Source organism: Teredinibacter turnerae T7901, from assembly GCF_000023025.1.
Classification (GTDB): Bacteria; Pseudomonadota; Gammaproteobacteria; order Pseudomonadales; family Cellvibrionaceae; genus Teredinibacter; species Teredinibacter turnerae_B.
The window spans coordinates 3,557,195-3,569,688 of sequence record NC_012997.1 but is presented as its reverse complement, the minus strand read 5'-3'; the positions used below and the strand labels follow the sequence as shown (position 1 = coordinate 3,569,688).

The 12,494-nt window shown below is 51.4% G+C and carries 9 protein-coding genes; 8 read left to right on the top strand and 1 reads right to left on the bottom strand.

Translation table 11 applies throughout. The features are described 5' to 3' along the window. Positions 1-21 precede the first annotated feature (21 nt). The 6 genes from infB to TERTU_RS14200 all read left to right on the top strand — a co-directional run bounded on the left by infB (position 22) and on the right by TERTU_RS14200 (position 7,908). The gene (gene infB / locus TERTU_RS14225; RefSeq protein WP_015820772.1) at positions 22-2,844 is read left to right on the top strand and encodes a translation initiation factor IF-2; all 2,823 of its coding nucleotides are present in this window, start codon (positions 22-24) and stop codon (positions 2,842-2,844) included. A gap of 37 nt (positions 2,845-2,881) precedes the next feature. Beyond that, positions 2,882-3,280: a 30S ribosome-binding factor RbfA gene (rbfA, locus tag TERTU_RS14220; protein ID WP_015819029.1), complete on the top strand. Its 399-nt coding sequence runs from the start codon at positions 2,882-2,884 to the stop codon at positions 3,278-3,280. 3 nt (positions 3,281-3,283) lie between these two features. Continuing rightward, positions 3,284-4,225: a tRNA pseudouridine(55) synthase TruB gene (truB, locus tag TERTU_RS14215; RefSeq protein ID WP_015818912.1), complete on the top strand. Its 942-nt coding sequence runs from the start codon at positions 3,284-3,286 to the stop codon at positions 4,223-4,225. A gap of 142 nt (positions 4,226-4,367) precedes the next feature. After that, positions 4,368-4,637, top strand: coding sequence for a 30S ribosomal protein S15 (gene rpsO / locus TERTU_RS14210; protein WP_015818841.1), 270 nt, complete (start codon positions 4,368-4,370; stop codon positions 4,635-4,637). Between the two features lie 200 nt (positions 4,638-4,837). Continuing rightward, positions 4,838-6,955 (top strand): polyribonucleotide nucleotidyltransferase, encoded by a 2,118-nt coding sequence (gene pnp / locus TERTU_RS14205; RefSeq protein WP_015818246.1) that lies wholly within the window; start codon positions 4,838-4,840, stop codon positions 6,953-6,955. 125 nt (positions 6,956-7,080) lie between these two features. Further along, positions 7,081-7,908, top strand: coding sequence for a MipA/OmpV family protein (locus TERTU_RS14200; protein WP_015816927.1), 828 nt, complete (start codon positions 7,081-7,083; stop codon positions 7,906-7,908). 40 nt (positions 7,909-7,948) lie between these two features. Here the strand turns inward: TERTU_RS14200 and TERTU_RS14195 are convergent, their stop codons facing one another. Continuing rightward, entirely contained in the window at positions 7,949-8,233 is a 285-nt protein-coding gene (locus TERTU_RS14195; protein ID WP_015817019.1) for a glutaredoxin family protein, read from the bottom strand. A gap of 207 nt (positions 8,234-8,440) precedes the next feature. Between TERTU_RS14195 and TERTU_RS14190 the strand changes: the two genes are divergently transcribed. Next, positions 8,441-10,624, top strand: coding sequence for a glycoside hydrolase family 3 N-terminal domain-containing protein (locus TERTU_RS14190; protein ID WP_015819929.1), 2,184 nt, complete (start codon positions 8,441-8,443; stop codon positions 10,622-10,624). 255 nt (positions 10,625-10,879) lie between these two features. After that, complete coding sequence (locus TERTU_RS14185) at positions 10,880-12,493, top strand: sensor histidine kinase (protein ID WP_015817527.1); 1,614 nt, start codon at positions 10,880-10,882, stop codon at positions 12,491-12,493. The last annotated feature ends 1 nt before the right edge of the window (position 12,494 follow it).

Genomic DNA, 12,494 nt, shown 5'->3' with positions numbered 1-12,494 from the left:
TATAGGATCTGAGACGAATTTATGGCTGAAGTAACGGTAAGTGAACTCGCCAAATCTGTGGGCGCTTCGGTTGATCGCATTCTGGCGCAAATGAAGCAAGCGGGCCTATCCCATCAGACACCAGATGACACTGTGTCCGATGAAGAGAAGCAAACATTGTTGAGCTTTTTGAAGTCGAGTCACGGCGAGAGTGCGGCGGCGCCCAAAAAGATCACGTTGAAACGCAAAACCACGACAACCCTGAAAACAGGGAGCGGTTCTGGCCGTAAAACGGTTAACGTCGAAGTGCGGAAAAAGCGTACTTACGTGAAGCGCGAGCTCACCGCGGAAGATGCTACAGAAACTGCGGCAGACGAAGTATTGATTCCGGAGCAGGAGCAGCTGGAGTCTACCTCCGTTGCAGAAATACCTGAATCGGTCAGCTCTGATACCGCTGTAGAAGAGATCGTGGCCGATACAGTTGTCGAAGCTGAAGTGGAAGCTGCTAGTCCTGAGCCTGAGCCTGAGGTTGAAGCAACACCCGAGCCCGAAGTAGAGGATGTAGTCGCAGAAGAAGCCGAGCCAGCCGCTGCAGAACCTGCACCTGCGCCTGTTGTCGAGCAGCGATCCAGTTTTGTTGACGATGCGGAAATACTGCGCCAACGCGCTGCCGTGCGGAAGAAAGCCGAAGAAGAAGCTGAAGTCGCACGCCGCAAAGCTGATGCCGAAAAAGCCGAAGCTGCCGCGAAGCAAAAAGCTGAGCAAGCTGCAGTGCAGAAGGGTTCTGTAGAAAAACCTGCCGCTGGGGATAAAGACGAAAGCAAGCATCACAAGAAGCCCAAGCCCAAGTCTGAAACCGAAGAATTCGACGAAGAAGCTAAAGCCAAGCACAACAAAAAAGCGGGTAAAGCCGTTAAGAAAGTCGCCGGTCCGAAAAAAGTGGCTTCAGCTCTCGATTATGTCGAAGACAAAGAGGAGATCGATGAAGTTATTCATTCCGCTCCCAAGTCTAAAAAAGGCGGCCAGAACAACAACAGCAGTAATTCTGGTTCACGCCCATTAATAAAAGTTGCGAATCGTCACGGCTTTAAAAAGCCGACGGGTAAAATTACGTACAAAGTGGAAATTCCAGAAGAAATCGTTGTTTCCGAGCTTGCTCAGCGCATGAATGTAAAAGCCGGGGAAGTGGTTAAACACCTGTTCAAACTCGGCACTATGGTGACCATTAACCAAGCAATTGACCAGGAAACTGCGCAGTTGGTGGTAGAGGAAATGGGCCATGAAGCGGTACTTGTCAGTGGCGATGCGGTCGAACAAAAACTGCGCGAGCAAGTCGTAGAAGTTGACGACGCAGAGTTGGTTGCGCGCGCGCCTGTAGTGACTGTTATGGGGCACGTTGACCACGGTAAGACTTCTCTGCTGGACTACATCCGAAAAACACGCGTGGCTTCTGGAGAGGCCGGCGGTATCACCCAGCACATCGGAGCTTACCGGGTGAATACCAGCCACGGTGAACTGGCATTTTTAGATACGCCCGGACACGCCGCCTTTACTGCGATGCGTGCTCGCGGTGCGCAGTGTACAGACGTGGTCATTTTGGTTGTCGCTGCGGACGACGGCGTAATGCCGCAAACCGAAGAAGCCGTGCAGCATGCTCGCGCGGCAGGTGTACCGCTGGTGGTCGCTGTCAACAAAATTGATAAGGAAGCTGCAGACCCGGATCGTGTGAAAAACGAGCTGTCTGCGAAAGATGTTATTCCTGAAGACTGGGGTGGTGATACGCAGTTTATCAATGTATCCGCGCAGACCGGTGAGGGTATAGAAGAATTGCTGGAAGCGGTTGCGCTACAGGCAGAGCTGCTGGAACTGAGTGCACCGGTTAATGTGCCCGCACGTGGTGTGGTCATTGAATCGCGTATGGACAAAGGTCGCGGTGTAGTCGCGACCGTCCTGGTGCAAGGTGGCGAGCTCAAGCGTGGTGACATTATGCTTGCCGGTCAGAGCTTTGGCCGAGTGCGTGCTATGGTAAATGAATACGGTGATAACATCGATTCCGCACCGCCCTCAACTCCTGTAGAAATTCTGGGTCTGGACACGCCGCCGGAAGCTGGTGACGAATTCCTCGTAGTGCCGGACGAGCGTAAAGCTCGCGAAGTTTCCGAGTTCCGTGCAGAAAAAGAGCGCACCGAACGTATGCAGCGTCAGCAAGCTGCCAAGCTCGAAAATATGTTCGCCGGAATGGGCAGCGACGAGAAGAAAATTCTGCCTATTGTGCTGAAAACAGACGTACGCGGCTCGCTGGAAGCCATCCAGGCTGCACTTCTGGATGTTGGCAACGACGAAGTGCAGGTGAACTTCGTTGGCGGCGGAGTTGGTGGTATTACCGAGAACGACGTTAACCTGGCGCTGACATCCGGTGCCGTTATTGTTGGTTTTAACGTCCGTGCTGATAATTCGGCTCGCAAACTGGCTGAGTCTGAATCTGCGGAAATTCGTTACTACAGCATCATCTATCAGCTGATTGATGAGGTGAAATCTGCTCTCGCAGGTATGCTTGACCCCGAGCGCGTGGAAGAGATTGTTGGTATTGCCGAAGTGCGCGATGTATTCCGCTCACCGAAGTTTGGACAGGTTGCGGGTTGTATGGTGGTCGAAGGCAATGTGTACCGCAACAAGCCCATTCGTGTGCTGCGCGATAATGTCGTGATTTTTGAAGGGGAGCTGGAATCTTTGCGCCGCTTTAAAGACGACGTTAATGAAGTCCGTAACGGGATGGAGTGTGGCATCGGTGTTAAGAACTATGATGTAAAAGTTGGCGACCAGATCGAAGTCTTTGACGTCAAAGAAGTGGCGCGCGAACTGTAAGAGTGAGGATAGCCTCCTCAGGAGATATTGAGGCACTATGCCTAAAGAGTTTAATCGATCAGACCGGGTTGCAGATGCAATGCAGCGCAGCCTGGCAAATGCTATACGGATGGAAATTCAGGACCCAAGGGTGGGCATGGTAAACATTAACGCCGTTGAGGTATCGCGAGACCTGGCACTAGCGAAGGTGTTCGTGACCTTTATTGGTGTTGATGATGAGCGTGCCATTGAAACGTCCGTGAGTATCTTGAATAAAGCCGCAGGATTTTTGCGAAATGTGGTATCCAAGGATCTTACAATTCGCTCAACTCCGCGCATTCACTTTTATTACGACAAGACTGCCGTACGTGGACAAGTGCTCTCGAGCCTGATTGATCGTGCGATTGCAGAAGACAAATCACATCATCAGGATGATGCCGGGCAGGAAGAGGAATAGCGTTTGGGGCGTCGACGTAAGTTTGGCCGTCCCTTGCACGGCGTTGTAGTAATAGATAAACCCGCTGGTATGACCTCGAACGATGTTGTGCAAAAAGCGAAGCGTTTGTTTTTTGCGAATAAGACAGGTCATACCGGAGCGCTCGATCCACTCGCTACAGGCGTGCTCCCTCTCTGTTTTGGTGAGGCGACTAAATTTTCCCAATACCTGCTGGATTCGGATAAAGCGTACAAAAGTACCTTCTGCTTTGGTGTGAGTACCGATACTGCGGATGCGGACGGCCAGACTCTCAGCACTACAGACGCCTCAGCGCTGACAGCGGATCGGGTTCGGCAAGCGATGACGGCGTACTTGGGTGATATTGATCAGGTCCCACCCATGTATTCCGCGCTTAAAAAAGATGGTCAACCGCTTTATAAACTGGCGCGAGAAGGCATTGAAGTTGAACGCGAGGCGCGCCCGGTGACTATTCTTGAATATGAATTGCTGGCGTTCCGTCCGGGGGTGGTCGCGGAGGCTGACGTATATATTGCCTGCACCAAAGGCACTTACGTTCGAACCTTAGCGGAAGATCTTGGGCGCGATTTACAGGTTGGCGCGCATGTAGCGAAATTACGGCGTGTTCAAGCGGGGCCTTTTAGTGAATCACAGGCATTGGACCTGGAGGCGCTTGAGCTGGAGCGCGGTGAGGATCGCGCTGAGGCTCTGGATCATCACTTGCTTCCAGTCGATGCTCCGGTGGAAGCCTTACCAAGGCTGGACCTGGACGAGCATTCGGCGTTTTACTTTTCTCGAGGGCAGGCGGTTATCAATAACCAAGTCTACCGTTTGGGGGATGAAGGTGATACAGTGCGCGTCTTTGACGCTAATGAACAATTTTTAGGCGTTGCGGAGATCACAGACGATGGCCGCGTGGCGCCTAAACGCTTGGTTCAATATGGCTAAATAAGCCAATTACTGTACCGACAAGCAAAGAATCGCAGGAGTTTCCTGCGACCGACCTGGCTGTAAATATGCACGGGCAGGCCGGATTCATGGCAACTGGTTTCAGTTGTTGAAGCATATTCTCGAATGTTGAGGAAATACCATGGCACTGAGTGCACAAGAAAAAGACGCAATCGTAAAAGAACATCAAACTTCCGAAACCGATACCGGTTCACCTGAAGTTCAAATCGCATTGCTGACGGCTAATATCAATAAATTGCAGGGTCACTTTGCTGATCACAAGCAGGATCACCACTCTCGTCGTGGTCTGATCCGTATGGTAAACCAGCGTCGCAAGCTGCTGGATTACCTGAAAGGAAAAGATGTTAACCGTTATGCAGCTCTGATCCAAAAACTGGGTCTGCGCCGCTAAGTTGCAAAGTGCCCGCCTCGAGCGGGCACTTTTGCTTTTGAAGTACCGTTTTCTCTTTCTTCCCGCTGGATAATCGTGCAAACCGAGGTTGTCGGGTGGTGGAAAACCCGCTGTACATGCGTTTTGAATGGCAGCGTTTTATATGCAAAGAAATGAAAAATTAAAGTGCAATGGGGCACTTACTGTACGAAGGATAAGCAATGAATCCCGTAATTAAAAAATTCCAATACGGAAACGACACAATCACCCTGGAAACTGGCCGTATCGCTCGTCAAGCGACTGGTGCGGTATTGGCTTCCATGGGCAAAACCAGCGTTCTATGCACCGTAGTTGGCGCAAAAGAAGCGTCACCTGGCCAGGACTTCTTCCCTCTCTCTGTACACTACCAGGAGAAGGCTTACGCAGCTGGTAAAATTCCCGGTGGCTTTTTCAAGCGAGAAGGCCGACCTTCTGAGAAAGAAACACTTACCTCGCGCCTGATTGACCGACCAATTCGTCCTCTTTTCCCAGACGGCTTTGTCAACGAAGTACAAGTGGTATGTACCGTTGTTGCAGCGGAAAAAGATGTGGACCCCGATATTTGCGCCATGATCGGAACTTCTGCTGCGTTGGCGATCTCCGGAATTCCATTTAATGGTCCGATTGGCGCCGCGCGCGTCGGTTACACCCAAGCAGACGGCTACCTGTTGAATCCTACTTACCAGGCACTGGCCAGTTCAGAGCTGGATATGGTGGTTGCCGGTACGCAAGACGCCGTGCTGATGGTGGAATCTGAAGCGAACGAATTGCCAGAAGACATTATGCTGGGTGCTGTCCTTTACGCGCACCAGGAAATGCAAGCGGTGGTGCAAGCGGTCAACGAGCTGGCCAAAGACGCAGGCAAGCCCACCTGGGACTGGCAGCCAGAAGCGGTCAATCAAGCGTTGGTTGATGCCCTGAAGGCGGATTTTGAAGAGTCAATCGGTGTTGCCTACCGCATTACCGATAAGCAGAAACGTTACGATCGTCTCTCCGAACTGCGCAGCCAGGCTGTTGCTCAGTTGGCCGGTGAAGGTTCAGATATTTCGCAAGATGATGTGAAAAAAGTTTTCGGCAAGCTCGAGAAAAACATTGTGCGTTCACGTGTTGTTGCCGGTGAGCCGAGAATTGATGGTCGCGATACTAAAACCGTTCGTCCACTCCAAGTCGAAGTGGGCGTTCTGCCAAAGGTACATGGATCTGCATTGTTTACCCGTGGCGAAACTCAGGCTCTCGTGGTTGCCACCTTGGGCTCTGCCCGAGACGCACAAATTATCGACGCGCTCGAAGGTGAGCACCGTGATAATTTTATGCTGCACTACAACTTTCCACCGTATTCCGTTGGTGAGTGTGGCCGTATGGGCGCAACAGGCCGCCGTGAAATCGGTCATGGCCGTTTGGCGCGCCGTGGCGTTGCAGCCATGTTGCCGAAGGAAGACCAGTTCCCTTACACCATGCGTGTGGTGAGTGAAATTACTGAATCTAACGGCTCCAGTTCTATGGCATCTGTGTGTGGTTCCAGCCTGGCGTTGATGGATGCAGGTGTGCCACTGAAAGCACCAGTCGCGGGTATCGCGATGGGCCTGGTGAAAGAAGAAAACGGCTTTGCTGTATTGACCGATATCCTGGGTGATGAAGACCACCTGGGTGATATGGACTTTAAAGTCGCCGGTACTGCCAATGGTGTAACTGCGCTGCAGATGGACATTAAAATCGAAGGCATTACCGAAGAAATCATGGAGACTGCGCTCGAACAAGCACTGCATGCACGCTTGCATATTCTGAGCGAAATGAATGCGGTTATCGCGCAGCCTCGAGAGAGTCTGTCCGACAATGCGCCGCAATTCCACACCATGAAAGTTGATCCGGAAAAGATTCGTGACATCATCGGTAAAGGCGGTGCGACAATTCGCTCCATTACCGAAGAAACCGGCGCATCTATCGATATCGATGACGACGGCACCGTGAAAATTTACGGTGATGATGGCGATAGCCTGCAAGGCGCAATTAATCGTATCGAAGAAATCACTGCTGAAGCCGAAATCGGTGAAGTCTATAAAGGTAAGGTTGTTCGTATCGTAGACTTTGGTGCATTTGTAAACTTCTTGCCCGGCAAAGATGGGCTGGTACACATTTCTCAGATCGCTCACGAGCGCGTCCAAAATGTGACCGACTATTTAAAAGAAGGCCAGGAAGTGGACGTGAAATGCATGGACATCGACCAGCGCGGTCGAATCAAACTGTCCATTAAAGAGTTGCTGCCTCAGCCTGAAGAAACGGGTGGAAGCGACGCAGAATAATCCTGCGCGCAGCAAAGTTCAGGAGCCCGCTTTACGCGGGCTTTTCTTTGCCTGGAATTTACGTGAGACCGTAGCCTGTCAATGTGCAATCACCATGGTAGGATATGGCTGACTGAGGGGATTAAGTGAGTTTTGTTGCTGTGTTAAAAAAAAGTTTGCTGCTTGTACCACTTTGTTGCGCTACCGCTGCTTATAGCGAGCCGCTTCCTAAGCTTGAATTGGGCGTAGGGGCTGCAGTACAGCACCTGGGGGATTACCGGGGCTCTAGCGAGGAGCAAACGCAGGGTTTGCCTTTTCCGTTTCTGATTTATCGCGGAGAGCGATTGCGAGCCGATCGGGATGGAATTCGAGGGCGCATATTTCATAGCCGATCAGTGGAGTTGAATGTAAGCGGAGAAACCGCGCTAAATGGCGACAGCGAGGATAATAAAAAGCGCGAGGGCATGCCCGAACTGGATTCCGCACTCGAATTTGGCCCATCGTTGAATATCAACCTCAGCGGTTACGATTTTCACGAGGGCTGGTCGTTACGAATGCCGTTGCGGGCTGTTTTTACGGTGAGTTCATCGGGTTTTGAGCCTATCGGTTACAATTTTAATCCAAAATTAACGTACCGCTGGCGGGAGACAAATACCGGTTGGAAAGCCAAGTTTGATATGGGTGCACTCTGGGCGACAGAAAAATACCACGCCTACTATTACGATGTTGCGGAGCAATTCGCTACGGAATCACGGCCGATGTATAGCGCGGAAGGTGGTTTCAGCGGAACCTACTTCAAATTGAGTCTAAAAAAGCGCAGCGGCCGTTTTTGGTATGCCTGGGCGCTCAGGTACGACAACATTGGCGATACAGTCTTCGCGGATAGCCCATTGGTGGAAACAGATCACTATTACTCTACCGCCATTGCCGTGGGCTGGATGTTCTGGCGCTCTGAGACCCCGGGACGTCGCTAGGAATTGCACTCAATTGTTGTCGGTGCGCTTTTCTGTGCCCTTATTCGCTGAAGTGTTGCTGTAAAAAATCGATGATATCCAGCGATTCGTACATCCACACATAGTCACCATTTGGCTGGCGAATGCGCAGCGCTGGAACCTGGTTTTTACCGCCGCCTTTATAAAGGTCTGTGCGCGCCTGACTGTTTTGCCAGATATCTTCTTTGGGGATATCCAGATTCATATCTTTAAGTGCGTACATGACGCGAGAGCAAAAACCGCAGGCAGGACGATGGTAAAGCGTTACATCTGCTGTGGTGAGGTTTTCAAATTTATCAGTAGCCATCACAACATTTCTAGTTAAGTGGGGCGAGCATTATAGATTCTCGGGCAAATAGTGTTCAACCCATGCCAAAAGCTGTGCACACTGGCTGTTGCATAGCCCAACCTGTTTACCTGTATAGTAGCTATAGCAACTAGTCTGAGGGCGGTTGGGCGCCGAAGATAACAGATAAAAATAATGTCAGATCGCTGAAACAAGGAGATCCTAGCCGTGGGCGCTGATTTGCAAGACGCACTTTATAAAAACCCCGAAGCTCCAATTGCTGATCGCGTAGACGATTTATTAGCGAGAATGTCACTCGAGGAAAAGTTGGGTCAGATGATGCAACTTCCCGCGATTGATGAAGGCTATGAGACGTATATCGAAAAATATCACCTGGGGTCATACCTGCACGCCCTCGGTGACACCATTGTGCAGCTGAGACGCCGTAACGCGGAAAAGTCGCGCCTCGGCATTCCTTTAATATTTGGTATTGATGCTATCCACGGCCACTGTTTTGAAGACGGCTCTACCGTCTTCCCAACCCAGCTGGCGACCGCCTGTAGCTGGAATACCGAACTGTTTGGCCGCATTGGGGAGATTACCGCGCAGGAGGCGTATGGCGCAGGGCTCGATTGGACATTTTCACCAGTGCTATGCATGGCGCGTGACCCCCGTTGGGGACGAACCGGAGAGACCTTCGGCGAGGACAGTTTTCTCATTGGTGAGTATGCCGGCGCGTTAGCCGCGGGCTACGAGGGTGCCGGGGTGCCTTTTGCTGCGTGTGCCAAGCATTTTGCCGCCTACGGAGAGGCGGAGGGGGGGCGAGACAGCACCGATGTTCACGTTTCTGAGCGCAATATGCGCACCGTTTTTTTGCCCCCGTTTAAAAAAGTTCTCGATGCAGGCTGCAAAACCCTGATGGTGGGGTACCAATCGCTTAACGGCATCCCTTGCTCCGCCAATACCTGGTTATTGAACGACCTGTTGCGGGAGGAATGGCGTTATCAAGGTGTAGTGGTCACGGATTGGAATAATTGCGGGCAAATGGTAAATCTGCAGAGCGCAGCGTCGGATATTGAACAGGCCGTCGAGCTTTGCCTTGAAGCCAGTAACGATGTTTTTATGAACACACCAGAATTTTTCGATTGTGCGGTGGCGCTTGTGCGCAGCGGTAAAGTGACCGAGGAGCGGATCAACCAAAGCGTGCGCCGCATTCTCCACCTAAAATTTTCCCTGGGCTTGTTCGAAGCCGAGCTGCAGCGAGACAAAGCTGAGCACTGGCAGCCGGAACGCTGGCAGGTGTCCGAGGAGGCGTCTCGTCAATCTATCACCTTGGTCAAAAACGACGGTACTTTACCACTGGTTGCAAACCGCCTGAACAAAGTTCTGGTTGTTGGTGACAACGCTAAAAATCTGGTCAACCAATTGGGCGACTGGGCGTTTCTTGCCAATAAGGTCAATAATGTCGACCATCGCACGGTGGTGGTCACCCTCGAACAGGCATTGCGCGAACGCAGTGTCAGGGGCGGATATCGCTTGGATTATCTCGGTGCAGATTACTGTGGCCCGTTGAATAACGAAGCTCCTAATCGTTTTGCCATCGAAGAAGCGGCGAGAGATGTCGATGCTATCGTTTTTTGCGCAGGGGACGACCTCACACAATACGGGGAGTATCACGATCGAGCCAACCTATCCCTGCCAGGAAATCAATCGGCGGTTTTTGACCTACTGGTCGAGACGGGCAAGCCTATTGTTACGGTAATGATAATGAGCAAGCCGCACACGATTGGCTGGGTGCTTGAAAAATCGGCGGCCGTTATGATTGCGTTCAACCCAGGTCCCTTTGGTGGAAGTGCCATCGCTGATTGCTTGTTTGGCGATGTGAACCCTGCGGGACGGTTGCCGATAAGTTTTCCCGTAACGGTAGGTCAGTTACCGGTATTTTATAATCAGGCGCCTGGCTGGCACGCTCAACTATCGCCAAAGTATGACAAAACTGATCACTATGTCGACGCTCCCCCAGAGTCTCTACTGGCGTTTGGCGAGGGAATGAGTTACAGCTCGATCGTCTATGGTGACGCGCAAATAATGGCGTCAAAAGCAGCTAACGCATGTTCGTTGAAAGTGAACATTAAAAATACAAGCGCCAGAGCTGCAGTGGAAGTCGTCCAGTTGTATGCGCGCTGGTGTATCCCGGGGGTCACTAGCCCAGTGAAAAATCTGATCGCCTTTAAGCGTATCGAGCTGCAGGCCGATACTGGGTTTGATGTGGAATTTGAGCTGAATGCCAGTGATTTTGTGGTTTTGGATAGGCGTCTACACTGGCAGCAATATACAGGCGGATTAGTTTTGCTTGTAGGCTCAAGCAGCCGCGACAGGGATTTGCAAGTGTTACATTGGCAGTTCTCGTAGTGACAACCTGTGCTGTTTTGCTGGTGCAGTGTGTCGCTAAAGTTTGCAATGTGAATCTGGTTAGCACATTTTGTTTTAGACGCAAGTGCTGACCTGCTAGTTCGTGGTATTCGGCTATAGTTAAAGCTGGGATTAAAAAATTAAGCGAAACGGATGCCGCACTGGCGAACACTCAAAATGCTTCAGCTGCAGGAAAAAGTCCACCAAATGGGAAAGCCATTCATTAATGGGCGATCTAATCGTTAAGGATAGAGTGTGTCAAACCAATCTCCAGCGATAAAGGGTGTAGACGTTCAGGACCAAGACGGTGGTTTGCTCCCTTCAAAACGGAAAACCAGCCTTCAAACCTTTCTTGTGATTGTGGTTTTTCTCTCGATTGCGACGCCTGCGGTGATTACGGGTGGTCTTCTTATAAGAGAAAACTACCAGCGAACCATCGCCCATGAAAGCCAGGCCGCGGCCGGCAGTTACGCCGACTTACTGCAGGCAGGTATGACGATGCCGCTGTGGAATGTGGCCCCCTCCCTTGGCGAACCGTTGTTGGACACCGTAAAAATTGATCCCTCGGTGCTGAGCGTGATCGTTCAGGGCGCCGATGGCGAAACATTTTTGCTCTACGAAAAAGAAAACCTGGAGCCGCGCGAGGAAAGTATCGAGATGGTTCGGCAAATTTCTTTCGAGGGCGAAAAATTAGGCTCGGTCGCGTTGCGTTATAGTCTGAAATCGGCACGTCAGCGAGCGGCTGCAGATTCACAACTTCTGCTCACTATTATTATTTTTCAGCTGATCTTTTCGCTGGGCGTTGTAAGTTACTTCTTACGACAGCGGGTGATAAAACCTCTGGTAGCGCTGGAGCGCGCTGCGGTTGGAATTGCTGGCGGCGACTTAAAAACAGCGATTCCGCAGCTTCAGGCGGACGAGTTCGGCGGTCTGTCCCGGCAATTGGAGATTATGCGCGGTTCTCTCGAGCAATCCTTTACCACGTTGGAAGACCGGGTCAACGAGCGCACCGCAGAGCTGGTAGAGCTGAACGGTGAGTTGCAAGGTACGCTGGATAAATTACAGCAGGCGCAAGGTAACCTTGTCCAGTCGGAAAAACTCGCTGCGCTTGGAGCCCTGGTAGCGGGTGTGGCTCACGAGCTTAACACCCCTCTGGGCAATGGGCTGACGGTAGCCTCGTCGCTTTATGATGCCACTCGAAATTTCACTCGGGAAATGCAGGCTGGGATTACCCGCGCGGCACTCGACCAGTACATCGCAGACATGGAAGAGGGGACTCACCTGGTGGTAGCCAGCCTCGAGCGTGCCTCTGAGTTAGTCAGTGGCTTTAAGCAGGTGGCAGTAGATAGAACCAGCGCCCAGCAGCGAGAATTTAATCTCGCTGAAATGCTTAACGAAACCCGTATGACCTTGTCGCCTATGTTCAAGCACACGCCCTATCAGGTGCGCATTGATGTACCGGAACGGGTAGTACTCAACAGCTTTCCCGGACCACTTGGGCAAGTCGTTACCAATTTATTGAACAACGCTTTAATTCATGGTTTTGACGGTCGCGATCACGGTGAGATCTGGATTAGTGCTGAACAGGTTAATATCCTCGCTGAGCCCGGGGTGAGGATAGTGATAAGTGACGATGGCAACGGCATTCCTCCAGAGAATCTAGGCCGTATTTTTGATCCTTTTTTCACAACTAAATTAGGTGAGGGAGGGAATGGTCTGGGCATGCATATTGTCCACAATATTGTGACCGGAGTTTTGGGGGGAACTATTCAAGTGAATTCCGCATTAGGCGAGGGTACCGAGTTTCTACTAACGATTCCCCTACTAGCGCCGGTGTCGCCCATTGAAGAAGAAGGTAAAGGTGATTAGC

Bases quoted from the DNA above. Each gene is read 5' to 3' on its own strand.
- infB (WP_015820772.1), top strand. From the start codon at position 22: ATGGCTGAAGTAACGGTAAGTGAACTCGCCAAATCTGTGGGCGCTTCG.
- rbfA (WP_015819029.1), top strand. From the start codon at position 2,882: ATGCCTAAAGAGTTTAATCGATCAGACCGGGTTGCAGATGCAATGCAG.
- rpsO (WP_015818841.1), top strand. From the start codon at position 4,368: ATGGCACTGAGTGCACAAGAAAAAGACGCAATCGTAAAAGAACATCAA.
- pnp (WP_015818246.1), top strand. From the start codon at position 4,838: ATGAATCCCGTAATTAAAAAATTCCAATACGGAAACGACACAATCACC.
- TERTU_RS14195 (WP_015817019.1), bottom strand. From the start codon at position 8,233: ATGGCTACTGATAAATTTGAAAACCTCACCACAGCAGATGTAACGCTT.